19 protein-coding genes are annotated in these 18,009 nt (G+C 42.1%); 12 read left to right on the top strand and 7 right to left on the bottom strand.

Going from position 1 to position 18,009, the window contains the following annotated elements:
• The first annotated feature begins 40 nt into the window (after positions 1 to 40).
• The 6 genes from DQW11_RS19370 (at position 41) to DQW11_RS19345 (ending at position 5,597) form a co-directional block, all read left to right on the top strand.
• Complete coding sequence (locus DQW11_RS19370; protein WP_113925759.1) at positions 41 to 1,282, top strand: dihydroorotase; 1,242 nt, start codon at positions 41 to 43, stop codon at positions 1,280 to 1,282.
• Positions 1,283 to 1,795 carry a DUF4199 domain-containing protein gene (locus tag DQW11_RS19365; RefSeq protein WP_113925758.1) on the top strand — a complete coding sequence of 171 codons (513 nt, stop codon included), beginning with the start codon at positions 1,283 to 1,285 and terminating at the stop codon, positions 1,793 to 1,795.
• A 4-nt stretch (positions 1,796 to 1,799) separates the two neighbouring features.
• Positions 1,800 to 2,345, top strand: a complete 546-nt coding sequence (locus DQW11_RS19360; protein ID WP_113925757.1) for a DUF4199 domain-containing protein — start codon at positions 1,800 to 1,802, stop codon at positions 2,343 to 2,345.
• A 114-nt stretch (positions 2,346 to 2,459) separates the two neighbouring features.
• Positions 2,460 to 3,422 (top strand): glycosyltransferase family 2 protein, encoded by a 963-nt coding sequence (locus DQW11_RS19355; protein ID WP_113925756.1) that lies wholly within the window; start codon positions 2,460 to 2,462, stop codon positions 3,420 to 3,422.
• Entirely contained in the window at positions 3,422 to 4,402 is a 981-nt protein-coding gene (locus DQW11_RS19350; protein WP_113925755.1) for a glycosyltransferase, read from the top strand. The genes DQW11_RS19355 and DQW11_RS19350 overlap by 1 nt, the downstream gene beginning before the upstream one ends.
• A gap of 178 nt (positions 4,403 to 4,580) precedes the next feature.
• A complete protein-coding gene (locus tag DQW11_RS19345; protein ID WP_157966156.1) occupies positions 4,581 to 5,597 on the top strand; it encodes a hypothetical protein in 1,017 nt (338 codons plus the stop codon).
• Positions 5,598 to 5,950: 353 nt separating this feature from the next.
• Here DQW11_RS19345 and DQW11_RS19340 read toward each other — a convergent pair whose 3' ends face one another.
• Entirely contained in the window at positions 5,951 to 6,721 is a 771-nt protein-coding gene (locus DQW11_RS19340) for a class I SAM-dependent methyltransferase (RefSeq protein ID WP_113925753.1), read from the bottom strand.
• A 198-nt stretch (positions 6,722 to 6,919) separates the two neighbouring features.
• On the opposite strand from DQW11_RS19340, the gene DQW11_RS19335 reads away from it, so the two are divergent.
• From DQW11_RS19335 to DQW11_RS19325, 3 genes are read left to right on the top strand one after another with little or no spacing between them, the layout of a single operon-like run.
• Entirely contained in the window at positions 6,920 to 8,254 is a 1,335-nt protein-coding gene (locus tag DQW11_RS19335) for an efflux RND transporter periplasmic adaptor subunit (protein WP_113925752.1), read from the top strand.
• 9 nt (positions 8,255 to 8,263) lie between these two features.
• Positions 8,264 to 9,601, top strand: coding sequence for an ABC transporter permease (locus DQW11_RS19330; protein WP_113925751.1), 1,338 nt, complete (start codon positions 8,264 to 8,266; stop codon positions 9,599 to 9,601).
• Positions 9,594 to 11,081, top strand: a complete 1,488-nt coding sequence (locus DQW11_RS19325; RefSeq protein ID WP_113925750.1) for a TolC family protein — start codon at positions 9,594 to 9,596, stop codon at positions 11,079 to 11,081. The genes DQW11_RS19330 and DQW11_RS19325 overlap by 8 nt, the downstream gene beginning before the upstream one ends.
• Before the next feature lie 15 nt (positions 11,082 to 11,096).
• Here the strand turns inward: DQW11_RS19325 and DQW11_RS19320 are convergent, their stop codons facing one another.
• The 4 genes from DQW11_RS19320 to DQW11_RS19305 are packed head-to-tail and all read right to left on the bottom strand — an operon-like array spanning position 11,097 to position 13,101.
• Positions 11,097 to 11,276 (bottom strand): Arc family DNA-binding protein, encoded by a 180-nt coding sequence (locus DQW11_RS19320; RefSeq protein ID WP_113925749.1) that lies wholly within the window; start codon positions 11,274 to 11,276, stop codon positions 11,097 to 11,099.
• Positions 11,266 to 11,751 (bottom strand): hypothetical protein, encoded by a 486-nt coding sequence (locus DQW11_RS19315; RefSeq protein ID WP_113925748.1) that lies wholly within the window; start codon positions 11,749 to 11,751, stop codon positions 11,266 to 11,268. The genes DQW11_RS19320 and DQW11_RS19315 overlap by 11 nt, the downstream gene beginning before the upstream one ends.
• 12 nt (positions 11,752 to 11,763) lie before the next feature.
• Complete coding sequence (locus tag DQW11_RS19310; RefSeq protein WP_113925747.1) at positions 11,764 to 12,249, bottom strand: hypothetical protein; 486 nt, start codon at positions 12,247 to 12,249, stop codon at positions 11,764 to 11,766.
• Between the two features lie 3 nt (positions 12,250 to 12,252).
• Positions 12,253 to 13,101, bottom strand: coding sequence for an SPFH domain-containing protein (locus DQW11_RS19305; RefSeq protein ID WP_113925746.1), 849 nt, complete (start codon positions 13,099 to 13,101; stop codon positions 12,253 to 12,255).
• A 102-nt stretch (positions 13,102 to 13,203) separates the two neighbouring features.
• On the opposite strand from DQW11_RS19305, the gene DQW11_RS19300 reads away from it, so the two are divergent.
• Positions 13,204 to 14,397: a DUF4221 family protein gene (locus DQW11_RS19300; protein ID WP_157966155.1), complete on the top strand. Its 1,194-nt coding sequence runs from the start codon at positions 13,204 to 13,206 to the stop codon at positions 14,395 to 14,397.
• A 59-nt stretch (positions 14,398 to 14,456) separates the two neighbouring features.
• Here the strand turns inward: DQW11_RS19300 and fabG are convergent, their stop codons facing one another.
• A complete protein-coding gene (gene fabG, locus DQW11_RS19295) occupies positions 14,457 to 15,203 on the bottom strand; it encodes a 3-oxoacyl-[acyl-carrier-protein] reductase (protein ID WP_113925744.1) in 747 nt (248 codons plus the stop codon).
• A 166-nt stretch (positions 15,204 to 15,369) separates the two neighbouring features.
• Positions 15,370 to 15,756, bottom strand: a complete 387-nt coding sequence (locus DQW11_RS19290) for a GxxExxY protein (RefSeq protein ID WP_113925807.1) — start codon at positions 15,754 to 15,756, stop codon at positions 15,370 to 15,372.
• A gap of 228 nt (positions 15,757 to 15,984) precedes the next feature.
• On the opposite strand from DQW11_RS19290, the gene lpdA reads away from it, so the two are divergent.
• Both lpdA and DQW11_RS19280 read left to right on the top strand, forming a co-directional pair.
• Positions 15,985 to 17,385 carry a dihydrolipoyl dehydrogenase gene (gene lpdA / locus DQW11_RS19285; RefSeq protein ID WP_113925743.1) on the top strand — a complete coding sequence of 467 codons (1,401 nt, stop codon included), beginning with the start codon at positions 15,985 to 15,987 and terminating at the stop codon, positions 17,383 to 17,385.
• 90 nt (positions 17,386 to 17,475) lie between these two features.
• Positions 17,476 to 17,928, top strand: coding sequence for a DUF2721 domain-containing protein (locus DQW11_RS19280; protein WP_113925742.1), 453 nt, complete (start codon positions 17,476 to 17,478; stop codon positions 17,926 to 17,928).
• The last annotated feature ends 81 nt before the right edge of the window (positions 17,929 to 18,009 follow it).

Raw genomic sequence — 18,009 nt, 5'->3', positions numbered from 1 at the left:
TTTGGAATATTATTGCAGTTTTGCACAAATAATAACCTTTATGGCCGTACTGCTCCAATCGCTCAGGTTAATTGATTCACACAGGATCCATCCCCCAAAAAATTTCATTTTTACCGGTTCTGAAATCCTCGAAGACAAAGGCGATTCCGGAATGAAAATCAAAGAATCCATCGACTGTTCGGCTTTCTTTGCTTCCAAAGGATGGACTGATTTGAGGTGTATGTCCGGCGAACCAGGAGAAGAATACCACGAGTCTTTGGAGAGCTTGGGGGATTTGTTGGCCGCAAGTGGTTTTACCAAAGCCGTCCTGATGCCCAATACAAAGCCGGCTATCCAAACAAAAAACGAGATCCAGTTTGTCCAATCTAAAGCAAAGCATTGGTTGTCAGATTTGGTCATTCAGGCAGCTGCCACCAAAGATTGCAAAGGAGAAGATTTTACGGATATTCTTGATTTACACCATGAAGGAGCCTTTGTGTTCGGAGACGGAACCCATCCCATTTCCAATCCTGATCGGTTACTGAAGATTTTACAATACCTACAGAAGTTTGATGGGCTACTTTTTGACCAGACCTATGATCCATACCTAGCCCTTTTTGGTCAGATGCACGAAGGCATTACTTCGACAAGATTGGGGATGAAAGGAATTCCAAACTTGTCTGAAGAAATAGCCGTACACCGCAACCTTGAAATCCTCAAATATGCCGGAGGAAGGCTTCACATGCAGACCATCAGCAGCAAAGGATCTGTGGACAAAATCCGACAAGCCAAAAAAGAAGGTCTGAAAGTCACCGCGGATGTTTCCCTTTACCAATTGCTGTTCTCGGATGAGGACATGGTCACTTTCGATACCAACCTGAAAGTTATGCCTCCCTTTAGAGGAAAAGAGGACAGGGATGCCCTGATAGAAGGACTGAAAGACGGTACCCTTGACGCCATTGTTTCCAACCATCAGCCGCAGGATTTTGATTCCAAGTTTATGGAATTTGATTTGGCAGCATTTGGAATGTCAGGTCTGCAGACTTTTCTGCCGGGAATGGCGAAGTTGGCGAGCGAACTCACTTGGCCTCTATTGATCGCCAAAGTCACCGAAGGACCTTCCAAAGTTCTTGGCTTGGATACTTCCAAAATGGAAAACTTGACCATTTTTGACCCTGAGGAAAACTGGGTTTTTGACCAAAAATCAAATAAATCACTTTCTGCCAATATGCCTTGGTTCAATACCACCTTGAAGGGGAAAGTAAAATTTGTCATCAACAAAGGCCGTTTTGTCATAATCTAGATGAAGCGGTATCTCGGATCAACTTACCTGTTTGGATTGATAGGGGGCGTATTTTGTGTCCTCGCATTTTTATTGTTTAAGTGGATCGGCTTCGATGCCACCAACCTCAGCATGCTGTTTGGCTATGTGCTGATTCCCATTTTTGTGTTTTTGGGAATCCGGTATTTTAGAAATGACATCAATGGCGGTGAACTTTCATTTGCCCATGGGATGACCATAGGATTTCTGATTTATACCATGATTGCGGTCGTGGCGGGTTTGGGAATTTGGCTTGTCTTGTCTTTGAGTCCGGAATTTTTCCAGGAAATCAAAGCTGCAAAAGTCGCTGTCATGGACACCAACAAAGACCTGATCGTAGGGCAGTTGGGACAGGAATCATTTGACTTTACCTATGAAAAAATAAAGGCAATGACCGCGTTGGACATTGCTTTGAATGATTTTATATGGAAAATCCTTCCCGGATTATTCTTTACAATCATTATTTCTATAATTTTAAGGAGAACAAAATTTTAACTCTATGGAAAATCAAGAATCACCATTTAAAGCAGGACTCAATTCAGGTTTGATATTGGGTATCATTTCAGTTGTAATTACCTACATCCTTTACTTTATCGATCCCACCTTGTTGGTGGCGTGGTATGTAGGCATCGGGATTTTGGTATTGTATTTTGGACTGATCATCTACTTTGGCGGTCAATATAGAGCCTCTATCGGTGGATTTATGACCTTCGGAACTGCTTTTAATTTTGCATTCGCAGCCATGGTCGTTTCCGGGATAATCAGTATGCTTGGCAGTCTGTTGCTTTATAATGTTGTTGATCCGGCACTTCCGGGCGTGTTGATAGAAAGTCAGATGGAAACCCAAATGGCCATGTTGGAGAGGTTTGGTGCTGCAGATGCCATGACTTCTGAGCAGTTAGACGAAATCCGATCAGGCCTTGAAAATGGCTACACAATTACCGGACAAATTAAAGCATTTGGTTTTCTGTTGATTGCCTATGCGATTTTAGCTTTGATCCTTGGAGCAATATTGAAGAAAAGAGACAAGTCTCTGGACTATTGATACATACCTCTGAAGCCGTTGGAATTTAGTTCCAATGGCTTCAGGGATTATATTAAGGAATACCCAACTTTATGGTCTGGTTTCCTTTACCAAATTGATTTTCGAAAAACCAAAATGACTCAAATCTCCGTCGTCATACCTGTTTACAATGAACAGGAGTCCCTTGCCGAATTACATAACTGGATCTGCCGGGTCATGGAAGGGCACAGCTTTTCTTATGAAATCATATTTATCAATGATGGCAGCAATGATGGTTCATGGAAGGAAATCCAAAAACTCGCCAACCTCAATCCCTTTGTAAAAGGCATCAGTTTCGGTAGGAATTACGGCAAATCTGCGGCTTTAGACATGGGCTTCAGCAGGGCTGAGGGAGAAGTGGTCATTACTTTGGATGCTGACTTGCAGGACAGTCCCGATGAGATTCCGGAACTGTACGACATGATCGTCAAAGACGGTTTTGAGATCGTATCGGGGTGGAAAAAGAAAAGGCATGACCCCATCAGCAAGACGATACCGTCAAGATTTTTTAATTGGGTGACCCGCGTGATTTCGGGGATCAAACTGCATGATTTCAACTGCGGTCTGAAGGCCTACGACAAGAAAGTCGTCAAAAATATCCACCTCTACGGAGAAATGCACCGCTATATTCCCTTGATCGGAAAATGGGCAGGCTTTTCCAAAATCGGTGAAAAAGTCGTCGAACACCGGCCAAGAAAATACGGCTATACCAAATTTGGTTGGGAAAGATTCCTGAACGGCTTCCTCGACTTGATTTCCGTTTCCTTTGTCAACAGGTACAAAAAGCGCCCCATGCATTTTTTTGGTACTTTGGGTTCGGTCTCCTTTTTGGCGGGTTTCTTCATCACAGGTTGGCTGATTTTTCAAAAGATCTATGGACTTTACCGGGGAACAGCCGTCAGGGAAATCACCGATCAACCCTTATTCTTTTTGGCATTGGTGGCTTTGATTGTGGGTGTTCAGTTGTTTCTAACAGGATTCCTTGCCGAGATGATGACCTCCCACAGCAGCCGAAAATCCGATTACAACATTGACTCCGAACTGAATTTCAAGGATTGATGGTTTTTTCGGTAATCATACCGGTGTATAACCGCCCCGATGAAATCAGGGAATTACTTCAAAGTCTGACTACACAGACCTTCACAGACTTTGAGGTGATTATCGTGGATGATGGATCTGATAATCCCTGCAAGCTTGTCGCAGAATCCTTCAGAGAAGAACTCCAAGTACTTTATTTTTGGATTGAAAATATTGCCCAAGGCTTTGCCAGGAACTTCGGGATGAACCTTGCAAAAGGCGATTATTTTGTGCTTTTTGATTCCGATTGCATCATTCCTTCTCAATATTTTGAGGTTTTGGATAAAGCCATCAAAACCCGAAAGCTCGATGCCCATGGTGGCCCGGATGCTGCGGAGGAGGGTTTTTCCAACTTCCAAAAAGCCATCAACTACAGCATGACCTCCCTTTTGACTACAGGAGGAATCCGGGGAAAATTAAAAGATCCATCCAAGTACCAAGCCCGTGGATTCAATATGGGCCTATCCAAAAAGGCATTTGAGGCGACCAAAGGTTTTGTCGACCCAAACAGAGGAGAGGATATCGAGCTGAGTATTCGGCTCAAAAAGTCAGGTTTCAGGCTGGAATTGGTGGAGGAAGCTTTTGTATACCACAAAAGAAAAAATACCTGGCAGAGCTTTTTTAGGCAGAGCTTTTCCTTTGGCCAAAACCGGATCAATGTCAGCCGTTACCATCGGGATGCGGTGAAGTTGGTGCATCTGATGCCGGCGGTTTTTTTGGTTGGATGGGTAATGGTTATTGGGTTGATGGTTATTGGTTATTGGATTCCCGCCTTCTCGTTTTTCTTGACAGCAGGGTTCTTGGTTTATGGGCTATGGATTTTAGCTGTCTTCGTTCATTCTACTTTCATAAACAAATCACCTTGGGTAGGATTGCTTTCTGTTTTTACCGCTTTTGGGCAGCTGAGCAGCTATGGCGCAGGATTGGTGACTGAATGGGTGAAGAAGGTTTTTGGGGGCTAAAATTCAATCAACTTTTTATACTCAAATAGTCAGGAAGACTGGTTGGATTTTTAGGGTATTAGTTTTATGTTTAGGTAATTGAAAAATAGACGTAACAGCGGCGTGAAGCATTCCAATTTAGAGTGATAGACGCCACTGTGACGTGGAGAGAATCGTTATCATCAAGCCAAAATAATGAATGAAGATTAAAGCCAAATTCAAATTATCGAGTACTATTATCCTTAGCCTAGGAGTTATTGGGTTCTCGATATTGGGGTTTTACTTTTTAAAACCTATGTTCAATCATAGATATGTTCAATTAGTTGATTTGTCATTTTTTCTATTTTCAGCTTCAGTTACCATATCAGTTTTATACTACCTTCTTAAAAATGAGGTAATTACCGTAGATAATAGCAACCTAAAACAAGAATCATTTTTTGGTGCCATAAAAAAAGAGTATCCGATATCCGAATTGAATTCATACACAGCAATTAGAAAGGAAAATAAATACTTACAATGGGAAGATTTGGATTTGTATTTCAAAACCGGAAAAGCTCGAATCACCTCCTCCAATCTTAGATTGGAAACTTATTACAAGCTCAAGGATCAATTAACTAACGGATTAATAGAAAATAATAGTGAGAAAGCGAGATGGGAGAATAGACATTTAAGACGTTTTGGAATCGGATTTATAGTCTTTTGGATTGTATTCTCGTTGATTTTCATTAAACAAGATAAGCATGGAAACATAATTGTTGATTCAGAAAATACAACCCAAGTTTCAGGAATGTTGCAAAACAAACCATCAATAAAATCAGGTAGAAAAAATAGTAAATCAATAGAAATTTATTTAGTGGAATACCCGAATTTCAAATTCAAATTGAATAGGCCAGAATTAGAAGCACTTAATGCAGATCAATTCCTTAGCAGCGTAAATGAGGGTGATCCTATATCTATTACTCTTTGGAAAGACACTTACAGCAAAAAAATTATAGAATCCGAGGAATTAACATTTACTGACAAGCATTTAAACTACCATCAAATAGATATTTTAGGTCTGGTTAAAAATGGAATAGAATTTATGCCTAAAGAAAAGGTAAATCAAGTTCGAAGTAAATTCCATACAAAGGGAAATTTTTATGGTCTTATGACTTTTGCTGTTTTTGGAGTTGGCGTAGGTATATATTTGATAACTTTAAGCAAGAAGGCCAGATGATAACATGTGATATGAGATCAGACTTGCTATCGCTGCGTCCGTTCCATATCACTGAGACGTTAGCCCTCAACAATTTCCAATTGACAATTTTTCAAATTCGTTTTCTTGGACGTCGAGTCCTGATTGGCTGAGGTGCTTGGCGTATTTCCGAATGGACAAGAAATAACATTTTTCGTATCATAAGCGAATCTAATCGTATAAAATCGTATCATTTTGGGCTAACCGTTTTATATCAAGGATCTTTGGATTCAATTCCTGCATTCATTTTTTAAGTGGGAAGGCTAGCTTTATTATTCAAAACCAGGCCATAATCCCTCACCAATCATTTTTTTTCATCCTTCCTCCCTCACCCTTCACCCTTTACTCCCTTTTCTACAATAAAAAATAACCTCATTCTTCGGCAAGGCATGTTTCAAGACAATTGCAGGATCGAGGGTTTTGACAAAGAGGTTTTCTTGGACATCGAGTTCTGATAGGCTGAGGCGCATGGCGTAGTCATGCCCATATTTGCGGACGTGGTCCCTTTGGCCGAAGAGCCTTTCACGCTCGGCGGCATCGGTGATGGTTTTGTCCTCGATGGTCTCGGGAATGTCATAGACAGGGGATTGGATGATTCCCCAACCGGTAGGTTTGAGCACGCGGTTGATCTCGCTGCATGCCAGGATATCGTCGTCGACATGTTCCATGACGTGGTTACAGAATACGACATCAAAAGTATTGGCCTCAAAAGGGATCTGATGGACATCCATTTTGACTTTGGCCAAAGGAGACTCAATATCTGCGGTGATGTAATCCAGGTTTTTCATGGCCTCCATCCGGTCAATAAAGCAAAGCTCAGGAGCGATATGAAGGACTTTGAGTTTATCTGTAAAGAAGTTGGTCTCCTGCTGCAAAAAAAGCCACATCAGCCTATGCCTTTCCAAAGCAAGGCAGTTTGGGCAAAGTGCATTGTCCCGTCCTTTTCTTCCATAAGGCAAAAACTTCCGAAAAGAATGGTCACATACATTGCAGGTAACCTGATTTCCTTGATAAAAGACCGCCATAATCCGCAGGAAAAAATGGGAAACTAGCTGTAAATATTTCCTTGGAATGTATCGGATAATAAAACTGATCAATGACTTCATATCAGGGTTTGGTCGGTTTTTGGGGAGGTAAAAACCCCAATGAGCGCGCAATTTATCAAATCCATTTCAATTTTTCGGTTTTCAGTTTCCAGTCGGGCACGATAATTAGAAATTACTTTAATGGTTTTATAACCTGCTTATTGGGCTGATTTTGACTCATTTTTGGCTAACTTTGATTAGACCAAAATAACTGCGACCATGCAAAGAAAGTATATATACACAGGCATCGGGGTATTTGCCGCTCTGATTGTCATATACCTGCTTTTTTTTTCCTCCGGCAAAGAGGGGAACTTCGAAATATTGACTGACGTAAAAAAGGGTCAATTTAAAGTAGAAATCACCTCCTCGGGAGAATTGCAGGCGCTGAATTCCGTAGAAATCCTTGGTCCCATCGAGGCAAGGAGATACAGGATAGGAAACTTCACTATCGAAACTATGGTGGATGAAGGCACGGTGGTGAAAAAAGGAGACTTTATCGCATCCCTTGACAAGACAGAACTTTTTGGAAGAATGGAGGACCGCCGCTTGGACCTCGAGCAGACCATGGCCACCTTCGAGCAGACACAGTTGGATACCTCCTTGGTGCTGAGGTTGGAAAGGGACAATCTGATCAACCTCGAATATGAAGTAGGCGCCAAAAAACTGGTTTTGGACCAGTCTCAATATGAACCGCCGGCCATTATCAAGCAAAATGAATACAACTACCAAAAAGCCATCAGAGACCTACAACAAGCGAAAGAAAGGTATAGGATTAAGACCCTTCAGGAAAAAGCCCGTATGGTGGAGGTCTCCGCCAGATTGAGAGAGTCTCAGCTTGAAGTTTCCCAAATGCAGGCTGCTTTGGAGAAATTCACCGTCACCGCTCCCCAAAACGGGATGGTGATTTATTACCAAGGTAGGGGAGGAAAAGTCAAAGAAGGTTCTCAGATCAGTTCTTGGGATCCTGTAGTAGCCACACTTCCTGACCTCAGCACGATGCAAAGCATCACTTACATCAATGAAGTCGATATCAGAAAAGTCAAAGTCGGCCAATCTGTGTTAATCGGTTTGGATGCTTTTCCCGACAAAAAATTGACAGGGAAGGTCATACAGGTCGCCAATGTGGGACAACAAAGGCCAAATTCTGATGCCAAGGTTTTCGAAGTTTTGGTCAGGGTCAATGAAAGTGACGACCTGCTACGGCCCGCGATGACAACAAGCAATTCTATCTTGATAGAGGAAAAAAGTGATGTGGTCTATGTGCCTTTGGAAGCCATCAATGTCGAAAGCGACAGTATCAATTATGTCTACCTCAAAAACGGTAAAAAGCAGGAAGTAAAACTCGGCCTTGCCAATTCCAATGATGTAATCGTCGAAATGGGATTGGAAGAAGGGCAGGATGTGTTCCTTTCCACTCCCGAATGGTCCCAAAATACAAGTATCAGTTTATTGGCAGAATTGAATGGGAAAAGGAACCTTAAAGTCGAGGAGCCAATTTCCGCACCGGATTCTTCGATGAAAACCGGATATCAAGTCAGGCCTGTCAATAATTAAGATACATTTATGAATATCCTTTTCGACCGAAATGAAAGATTAAAGGCCAATTTCCACATTGCGTTAGAAGCCGTCCTTGCCAATAAATTAAGGTCCCTGCTGACGGCTTTGGGGATTATTTTTGGAGTTGCGGCGGTGATTGCGATGCTTGCCATCGGCAACGGCGCCCAACAGGAAATTCTCGAGCAAATCAGGCTGGTCGGTGTCAACAATATTGTCATAGCTCCTGTGGTCAATCAAGTCGAAGAAAATCTGGCAGAAGAATCAGACTTGGAAGAGGAAAAAGGGAAGTTTTCACCCGGACTGAAACTTTCCGACGTCGAATCCATCATGAAGACCATTCCAGGAATCAAAAACATCAGTCCTGAAATCGTATTGGAAACCAACCTCGTCAAAAGCGGAATCAGGCGCTCAGCCAAGTTGGTTGGAGTCACCCCTGCCTATTTTGAAGTCTTGGATTTCAAACTTCGGGAAGGAAAAATGTTTACGGAATCCAATCTTCTCCTCGGTGCGCCTGTCTGTATCATTGGAAGGTCGGTTCAGACCAAATTTTTTTCAAAGGAAAACCCAATCGGAAAGATGATCAAAAGCGGAAACCAATGGCTCGAAGTCATCGGCGTGATGGAAGAGAGGTTGGTGTCCGAGCAGAGTATTTCCAAGTTGGGTATTCGTGATTTCAACATGGATGTCTATGTTCCTATCCAAACGATGCTGATCAGGTTCAAAAACAGGGATTTGGTGACAGGAGCGGCAGTTTCGGTTGGGGAGCAGGTGACGGCCAACCCGGACCCAAATTATCATCAGATAGACAAAATAGTGGTGCAGGTGGAAGAAAGCGAATCACTCAATCCCACAGCCGAGGTGATTTCCAAGTTGTTGGAAAGGAGACATATGACCGTGGTGGACTTTGAGATTACGATTCCTGAGCTCTTGCTCAAGCAACAGCAGCGTACCCAAAACATCTTTAATATTGTTCTTGGGGCAATTGCAGGGATATCACTTTTGGTGGGAGGTATAGGAATAATGAACATTATGTTGGCCTCAGTCATGGAGAGGATTAAAGAAATAGGATTAAGGCTTTCGTTAGGTGCAAAAAAATCCGATATTGTCAATCAGTTTCTGTTTGAAGCCGTCATGATCAGTATCACAGGAGGGATTATAGGGGTAATATTGGGTATTTTATTGGCCCATCTGGTATCTACCTTTGGGGATTTTCCGACCATCATTACCCTTCCTTCGATATTGCTTTCTTTTGGCGTCGCAGCGACCGTCGGTTTGGTTTTTGGAATCGCTCCGGCAAGAAAAGCAGCAATGCAGGACCCTATAACTTCTTTAAGGTATGAGTAAACAGTATTATTGGAGTATTTTATTTGTTTGGTTGGTTGTTTTACCCTTCCAATCTTTTTCTCAAGAAAAAATAACTTTCACCCTCGAGGACATGGTAGCGAGGGCAAAGGCGAGATCTCCTGCATCTCTCCGGGCACAAACCCGTAAAGAAAACAGGTATTGGAATTACCGCTTTTACCAATCCAATTACAATCCTCAGCTGAGACTGAGTGGAACGATTCCCGGATTTTCACAGGCATTCAACAATGTCACCCAACCTGATGGAACCATCGAGTTCAGGGAAGTAAGGCAAAACTTTATGGATCTCGAATTGGGTATCGAGCAGGAGATAGCCGCAACAGGTGGGAATATTTCGGTCAATTCATCCACGACCAAGTTTGACAACTTCCTCGCTCCCGCAGGAAGTCCTCAGACCCAATGGAGTGGAATTCCGGTCAATGTGCGTTTGTCCCAGCCGTTTTTCGCTTATAATCCTTTGAAATGGGACAGAAAAATCGAACCGCTGATCTACGAAGAAAGCAAGCGTGGGTACGTGGAAGAAATGGAACAGATCGGTATGACGGTGACAGAGCTGTTTTTTGATTTTCTGATTTCCCAAGTCAATCTGGAGATCGCCACCAAAAACCTTGTCAATACGCAGGAAATCCTCAAAATAGAGCAGGGAAGGTATAATATCGGAACCACATACGAAGACAAATTGCTTCAGGTAGAGCTGCAAGTGTTACAGGCAAGACAGGATTTGGCACAGGCTAACCTTGACTTGGAGGCCAACAGCCTTCGGCTCAAATCTTATATTGGGCTCAATGATGCCGAGGAAATAAGCTTGATTCCTCCGCAAATCGTACCCGACCTGACCATCGATGTGGAGGAAGCCATCGAATTTGCTTTTCTCAACAGGGCCGATGCCATGGGGTTTGACAGAAGAAAACTGGAAGCACAGGCCGGCTTGGCAGAAGCAAGAGGCGAAAGATTCAATGTCCTGATGAATGCAAGTTATGGTCTTAACAATGCGGGATTGACGTGGGGTGATATCTATATCGATCCAAACAGGCAGGTATTGCTCAACCTTGGATTCTCTATCCCTATTTTGGATTGGGGAAGAAATAAAGCGAGAATGGGGCAGGCAGAGGCCAACAAGCAATTGGTGGAATATACCGTCGAGCAGGACATCATCAATTTTGAGCAGGAGATTTTTACCAAAGTCAAAAACTTTGACATGATGCATGACCGTCTCGAAATCACCAAACTTTCCGATCAGGTAGCGGACAAACGCTATGAGATTTCTTTGAGAAGGTATCAAAACGGAAATGTGACCATCACCGACCTGAATATTGCGCAGCAGGAAAAAGACCAAAATCGAAGAGCCTATATCCAGTCTTTGAGGGATTATTGGACAGCCTTTTATGAAATGCGACAGTTGACATTGTATGATTTTGAATACAAGCAGCTGCTATATAATCCTGATGCGGAGGAGGATTAAAAAAAGACCCGGAACCTATTCAGATTCCGGGTCTTTTTTTATCTGTGATGGAAGCCTTCCTGACTTCTTGAGCGCCTCATAGATGATCCATTCCAGCTGTCCATTGGCGCTGCGGAACTCATCTTCCGCCCACTTCTCGACAGCCTTCATGAGATTTTCATCTATTCTTAAGGCGAATGGTTTTTTAGCTGCCATGGTTTTTGGATTTGTAAACTTTAAACATGGCAATGGCTTTTTTGGCCTCCTCAGGTTTGTGTGTGCCAAGTAGAAATTTTTTGTCCTTTGTTTCCACCTTGATACCAAACCTCCCTCCGGTATTGTAAGCCCAGGAATCAAAATTGTACCTGATACCCCAACCTCCATATTCCCATAGAGAGTTGTATTCTTTCAGTTCCATGGATTCTATCTCCTTGAAGTTGTATTTCCTTTTCCATATAAATGGGAAATAGCTAAAAGACAAGGAATAGGAATCTATCGTTGTCTTGAGAGTCAGGGCAAGAAATAATGTAAAGACAAGACCAATGATTCCCATGGGGATCAGGATATCTGAATATTTTATTTCTTCAAGACTAAAAGCACTAAAAAAAACGATTCCAGCCACAAAAACCAATAGCATCCAAATCCACAATTGAGTGAATCTCTGGGTTTCTTTGAAAATTAAGTTGGTCATGGTAAGAAAGGTTTATTTGATAGAAGGAATATTCCATTGTTCAATCACGGTCTTTGCCAAAATTGGTTTCCTGGTACTGAACACGTATTTCTTTCCGCCTGATTCCAGTTCAATCACATGTTCAGTGGAAAAGATATAAGCCTTTGTGCTTTTGGAAAGTTTGGTACCAAGGCCTCCAAATTCCAACATGCCATCCAGTTTTCTGACATTGCCAGAATCGATCGCCTCTTTTGGGAGGAATTTCCATTTGTTTACAAATGGGAAACTCTTGTATTGGAGGCCGTTTTCGTCAATTCTGATATTAAGTGACATATTGAGAATAAAGAGAGTTGTCAAAGAAAGGAAACCTATAAAGAAAAGCACAGGAATGTAGCCGTCTTCTCCGAATTTGCCTGTCCACCAAAGGACTACAAACAGGATAATTGTAGGAACCTCCAGCATTAGGATTACATAGATGATAAAGGTATCCTTTAAGCTTTGGCTTTCATTGAGTACCATTTTTTATTGGTTCAAAGTCCCAACATTCAGAACCGGACTAGCACTTCTGTCCGAGCAGAGGACCACCATCAGGTTGCTGACCATGGCTGCTTTTTTGGATTCTTCAAAATCGATGATGCCTTTGATTTTGAGGTCTTCCAATGCCATTTCGACCATGCCCACTGCGCCGTCCACGATCATTCTTCTTGCAGCGACTATGGCTGTGGCCTGTTGTCTCTGTAGCATGGCGGAGGCGATTTCGGAAGCATAAGCGAGGTGAGAAATCCTTGCCTCGATGACTTTGATCCCGGCGGATTGCAGCCTGTCCGATATTTCGGCTTCAAGGGAATGGTTGACTTCCTCTACCCCTGACCGGAGTGTGATTTCTGCATGTTGGTGCTCAAAATCATCGTAAGGATAAAGTCCCGCCATTTTTCTGACCGCAGCATCTGTCTGTAAGTGGACGAAATTTTCATAATCTTCTACTTCAAAGGAGGCCTTGAAGGTATTCTCCACCTGCCAGACGACGATCGTGCCTACCATGACGGGGTTACCGATTTTGTCATTCACTTTCAGCGGTTTGTTCTCAAAGTTTTTGACACGGAGAGAGATTCTCTTTTTGGTCATAAATGGGTTTACCCAAAAGAAACCGGTGTCCTTCACCGTGCCTTTATAAGCACCGAATAAGACAAGTACCATCGCCATGTTAGGCTGGAGTGTAAAAAACCCTGCCGTGATCATGATAAAGGCAAACCCGAGGATTGCCCCCAAAAGATGCCATTCATTGATAAATGAAAATGCTGTGGCCGGAATCAGTGCGATGACCACCAAAACCATCAAGTAGCCGGAAATAGGTTTAGTTATTTTTTCCATATTGTTATGATATTAAAATGATATCAATGCAATATACTTTCTTTGATTTAAAAAGTTGCAAAAAGAATGAAATTTTTTCGACTAATCTGTTATTTTTGGATTATGTTCAAAAGTCCCTTTTCCCAAATTCTAGTTTTTGTCGGTTTCATAGCCCTGTTTTCCTGTGGAGAAAGGGCTTCTGATGAAATATATTCAGGGAAGCTTGAGGAATTGGCTATAGAGGATTGGATTTTCTATAAAGATATTCAAACCCCTAACATCCAATATTTGAAAACCATTCCCGACAAAGATGATGTGGTAATTTTGACTTCGGGACTTTCAGACAATAGTGGAATGGTAATTAAATTTTATGATATCCTGACTTCAAAAAAAACACATCAAATAAAAATCCCCTATGAAGGCCCCCAATCTATTAAAGGTGGAATGGGAGGGAGGATTTTGGTGTGTGATATGAACACTATTTTATTATTTGGGAGAACTGGGAGGTTGGGTTTTTATGATACTTTGGGCCATAAAACCAAGGAGATTGGAATTGACTCAATTTTAAAGGAGGACATAATTGATTTTGATAACTTCATGAATGGAAGCGTTATGCTCATGTCAAGTGAAAACTGGCTCCAGGTAAACCAAAATCCCTCAAAAACAACCTTCGACAACAGTTCAAGGCTATGGAAAGCAGATTTTCCTGTTGAATTCAAAAACTGGTTTACCCAAATCAATCTCAAAACCGGTGAGATAAGACATTCTGATTTTAAAATACCATCAGGATATGAATCTTTTAAAGGTGACGCGTTTGCTACAAATCTGATCGGTGCTTTAGATTCAAAAAGAGGTTATTACTATTTTTCCTGGCCATATTCTGATGTTGTCTACAAGCTGAATAATTTAAGCCTTGAAGAAGAATTCATCCCAGAAACAAAGGTTAACTTTACCTACATCCCCGGAAAGGAAACTCCTTGGGGTGAAGGATTTACGGTTTTTGCGGCCCCAAAAGAGGCCTCATCCCATATTTTCCTGCTTTACGATCCCTATAATGATTTATTGGTAAGAGCATCTAAAACCCATGAATCAGGGGAAGGGGAAACCAAATTTGAAAGAACCAAACACTATGTATTGTCTTTTTACTCTGGAGATTGGGAACCCCTTGGAGAATATTTCTTTGACTTTGAAGGTGAATTGGATCTGGAAAACTGGTTTTTAACCGGAGGGAGATTATTTATCAATAAACCCGAACAACCCAATGAAGACCAATACGAGTTTTATAGATTGGATCTCAGCAAAATCAAAAAACCCTGACCGGGATATTCCGCTCAGGGTCTAAATTCTAAATTTTCTACTTTCTCTCCTCTCGCTTCTCAGGTAAGCATCGCACCATCTACTTGGATGACTTGTCCTGAGATATACGAACTCATATCCGAAGCTAGGAAGACGCAGGCATTGGCAACTTCTTCCGGTTGGCCGCCCCGCTTCATCGGAATACCGTCTCTCCAGCCTTGGACAGTTTTCTCATCCAATACCGCTGTCATTTCCGTTTCGATAAATCCTGGTGCCACGGCATTTGCCCTGATATTTCTTGAACCCAATTCCAAAGCTACAGATTTGGTAAAGCCGATAATCCCGGATTTGGAGGCCGCATAATTGGCCTGACCAGCATTGCCTTTGATGCCGACGACGGAGGTGATATTGATGATGGAACCTGACTTGGCTTTCATCATTGGACGCGTTGCCGCTTTGACGGTATTAAAGCAGGATTTGAGGTTAACTCCGATGACTTCATCCCAAGCTTCCTCGGTCATTCTCATCAGGAGATTGTCGCGTGTGATACCGGCATTGTTGACCAAAATGTCTAAAGTGCCGAATTCAGCCACCACGCCGTTGACAAGTTCCTCGGCAGCTTTGAAGTCAGAGGCATCCGAACGGTACCCTTTTGCTTTGATCCCAAAGGCTGTCAATTCTGCCTCAAGTGCCTGTCCTTTATCTACACTTGAAAGGTAAGTGAAGGCCACATTGGCACCTTCTTGGGCGATTCTTACAGCTATTGCTTTACCGATTCCTTTGGATGCCCCGGTGATCAGAGCTGTTTTTCCGCTTAATAATCCCATGTTATTTTCTTTGGTTGGTTTCTGTTAAAAACCCAAAAATAAGGAATTTTTATTATAGGATTATTACTCACGCAGAGACGCGAAGACGCAAAAGGGGAAAAAGGAGGTATTTTCAAAAAAGGGGAATTTTTACAAAAGTTTAGGTTTGGTTAATTTCAAATTCCAATTATTGATCTTCCAATCCGTTGACTATTCTTCGGATTCCATCTTTGATCAAGTTTTCATTGAAATTGATCAATAAGCCAAGTTTCAGATTTGTCAATTTCAAGTAGGTCAAAACTTGTTTATAATGCTTTTTTGAGATTTCCTCCACAGATTTTAACTCTACCAAAACTTTTTCTTCTACGATTAAATCCGCCCTAAAACCCTGCTCAAAAACCAATCCATCCCATATCACATCAATGGGTATTTCTTTTTGGACTTTCAGACCTTTTTTGACCAATTCATAGAAGAGAATATTCTCATAGACGCTTTCATAAAGCCCCGGACCCAATTGGCTGTGGATTTTATAACAAGCATCTACAACTTCTCTTGATATCTCATTTTCTTTCATATTGCCTTTGCTTTTCCCGACATCCAAAAATTAGCTTATTATTTTGCAAAGTTCAGCGTCCTTGGTCCAACTTAGTCGACTATTTGAATGTGGTTTACACTCATATTTAACCTCCTTTTATTTTTCTCTGCGGCTCTGCGTGATGCAAATGATGTCTTTGTTTGATTTTTTTCTCAGCCTAAAAGCCCTATTTTTGCGAAGCTTATTTTAATATTAACCAGTAAGAATATGTCTTCAACAAAATATGATGTGATTGTTTTGGGTTCCGGTCCGGGTGGGTATGTAGCGGCGATCCGCGCTTCTCAGTTGGGTCTGAAAACTGCCATAGTGGAAGCCGCCGAGTTAGGTGGTATATGTCTGAACTGGGGTTGTATTCCTACCAAAGCTCTGATCAAAAGTGCGCAGGTTTTCGAATACATCAGCCATTCTGAAGATTATGGCATCAAGGTTAAAGGTGCTGAAGTGGATTTCCCAAGCATGGTAAAAAGAAGCCGTGATGTAGCAGCCGGAATGTCCAAAGGAGTTCAGTTTTTGCTTAAGAAGAATAAAATAGACCAGATTTTAGGTTGGGGCAAAGTACAGCCCGGCAAAAAAATCGAAGTCGCAGACAGCGAAGGTAAAAAAACCGTCTATGCCGCAGACCATATCATCATAGCGACAGGCGGCCGTGCAAGAGAACTTCCCGCAGTGAAGATTGACAACGATAAAATCATCGGTTACCGCAAGGCAATGGTCTTGGAAAAGAAACCTGCTAAAATGGTTGTTGTCGGTTCAGGTGCGATAGGCGTCGAGTTTGCTTACGTCTACAGTTCTATCGGCACTGAGGTGACGATCGTGGAGTTTTTGGACAGGATCGTACCCAATGAAGATGAGGAAGTATCCAAAGCATTGGAAAAAATATATAAGAAAAACGGCATCAAAATCATGACCTCCACGGAGGTGACTGCGGTTGACACCAAAGGCAATGGATGCAAAGTGACTGTCAAGGATAAAAAAGGAGCAGAAACAGTCATCGAATGCGACGTGGTACTGTCCGCTGTCGGAGTAGTGTCCAATGTCGAAAATATCGGATTGGAGGATGTTGGGATTTTGGTGGAAAGAGGAAAAATCAAAGTTGACGAATTCTACAAAACCAATATGCCCGGTTACTATGCCATCGGTGATGTGACCACAGGACCTGCTTTGGCACACGTTGCTTCAGCCGAGGGAATCATCTGCGTAGAAAAAATCGCCAACCACCATCCTGAACCGCTTGATTATAACAATATCCCCGGATGTACTTATTGTATTCCTGAGATTGCTTCTGTAGGATATACCGAGGCCAAAGCAAAAGAAGCAGGCTATGAAGTGAAAGTCGGCAAGTTCCCTTTCTCCGCATCAGGCAAAGCTTCTGCTGCAGGCGCCAAGGACGGGTTTGTGAAATTGGTGTTTGATGCCAAATACGGAGAGCTTCTTGGCGCTCACATGATCGGAGCCAATGTGACTGAAATGATTGCTGAAATTGTCGCCATCCGCAAATTGGAGACAACAGGCATGGACTTGATCAAGACGGTCCACCCGCATCCAACGATGTCAGAAGCCATCATGGAAGCCGCTGCACAAGCTTACGGTGAAGTAATCCACCTTTAATTCAGATTGCTTTTATAAGAATAAACGAAGCCCGGAAGTCTTTCCGGGTTTTTGTTTTTTATCCCAAATCTTATTTAAATTGAACCAACCATGGAACTCCAAATATCCACACCTGCCCTTCTTTTTTCGGCGATTACCCTGATGATGCTCGCTTTTACCAACAGGTTTTTGGCCGTTGCGAGTTTGATTAGGGGACTTCATAAAAAATTTCTGGAAAACCCCGATCAGGAAATTATCATTGAACAGATTCATAATCTCAAGCGCCGTCTCAGCATGATCAAATACATGCAGTTATGCGGGGTATTGAGTTTTTTCCTCTGTGTGATATGTATGTACCTCATATTTATGGAAATCCAACCGGCTGCTGATTATGTGTTTATTGCCAGTATGCTGACATTGCTGATTTCTTTGGGCATATCTTTGTTAGAGATTTTTATCTCAAATCAAGCCCTTGAACTGGAGTTACAGGATATGGAAAATATATTTGAAAAACGGAAAAGCAGTCTGGATTTTTGGTTCAAAAAAGACAAAAACGAGGATTGATGAAGTTGTAATATTATTGAAATACAATAGAAATATGGATTGATCGTGTAAGACTATTTCGCCGAAGGCGTATTTCCACCT

The organism is Cognataquiflexum aquatile (assembly GCF_003316845.1).
GTDB lineage: Bacteria > Bacteroidota > Bacteroidia > Cytophagales > Cyclobacteriaceae > Cognataquiflexum > Cognataquiflexum aquatile.
The sequence above is the reverse complement of the archived record's forward strand: the minus strand, read 5'-3'. Positions and strand labels throughout refer to the sequence as shown.

Bases quoted from the DNA above. Each gene is read 5' to 3' on its own strand.
- fabG (WP_113925744.1), bottom strand. From the start codon at position 15,203: ATGGGATTATTAAGCGGAAAAACAGCTCTGATCACCGGGGCATCCAAA.
- DQW11_RS19370 (WP_113925759.1), top strand. From the start codon at position 41: ATGGCCGTACTGCTCCAATCGCTCAGGTTAATTGATTCACACAGGATC.
- DQW11_RS19365 (WP_113925758.1), top strand. From the start codon at position 1,283: ATGAAGCGGTATCTCGGATCAACTTACCTGTTTGGATTGATAGGGGGC.
- lpdA (WP_113925743.1), top strand. From the start codon at position 15,985: ATGTCTTCAACAAAATATGATGTGATTGTTTTGGGTTCCGGTCCGGGT.
- DQW11_RS19300 (WP_157966155.1), top strand. From the start codon at position 13,204: ATGTTCAAAAGTCCCTTTTCCCAAATTCTAGTTTTTGTCGGTTTCATA.
- DQW11_RS19360 (WP_113925757.1), top strand. From the start codon at position 1,800: ATGGAAAATCAAGAATCACCATTTAAAGCAGGACTCAATTCAGGTTTG.
- DQW11_RS19290 (WP_113925807.1), bottom strand. From the start codon at position 15,756: ATGAAAGAAAATGAGATATCAAGAGAAGTTGTAGATGCTTGTTATAAA.
- DQW11_RS19320 (WP_113925749.1), bottom strand. From the start codon at position 11,276: ATGGCAGCTAAAAAACCATTCGCCTTAAGAATAGATGAAAATCTCATG.
- DQW11_RS19310 (WP_113925747.1), bottom strand. From the start codon at position 12,249: ATGGTACTCAATGAAAGCCAAAGCTTAAAGGATACCTTTATCATCTAT.
- DQW11_RS19335 (WP_113925752.1), top strand. From the start codon at position 6,920: ATGCAAAGAAAGTATATATACACAGGCATCGGGGTATTTGCCGCTCTG.
- DQW11_RS19355 (WP_113925756.1), top strand. From the start codon at position 2,460: ATGACTCAAATCTCCGTCGTCATACCTGTTTACAATGAACAGGAGTCC.
- DQW11_RS19280 (WP_113925742.1), top strand. From the start codon at position 17,476: ATGGAACTCCAAATATCCACACCTGCCCTTCTTTTTTCGGCGATTACC.
- DQW11_RS19305 (WP_113925746.1), bottom strand. From the start codon at position 13,101: ATGGAAAAAATAACTAAACCTATTTCCGGCTACTTGATGGTTTTGGTG.
- DQW11_RS19345 (WP_157966156.1), top strand. From the start codon at position 4,581: ATGAAGATTAAAGCCAAATTCAAATTATCGAGTACTATTATCCTTAGC.
- DQW11_RS19325 (WP_113925750.1), top strand. From the start codon at position 9,594: ATGAGTAAACAGTATTATTGGAGTATTTTATTTGTTTGGTTGGTTGTT.
- DQW11_RS19330 (WP_113925751.1), top strand. From the start codon at position 8,264: ATGAATATCCTTTTCGACCGAAATGAAAGATTAAAGGCCAATTTCCAC.
- DQW11_RS19350 (WP_113925755.1), top strand. From the start codon at position 3,422: ATGGTTTTTTCGGTAATCATACCGGTGTATAACCGCCCCGATGAAATC.
- DQW11_RS19340 (WP_113925753.1), bottom strand. From the start codon at position 6,721: ATGAAGTCATTGATCAGTTTTATTATCCGATACATTCCAAGGAAATAT.
- DQW11_RS19315 (WP_113925748.1), bottom strand. From the start codon at position 11,751: ATGACCAACTTAATTTTCAAAGAAACCCAGAGATTCACTCAATTGTGG.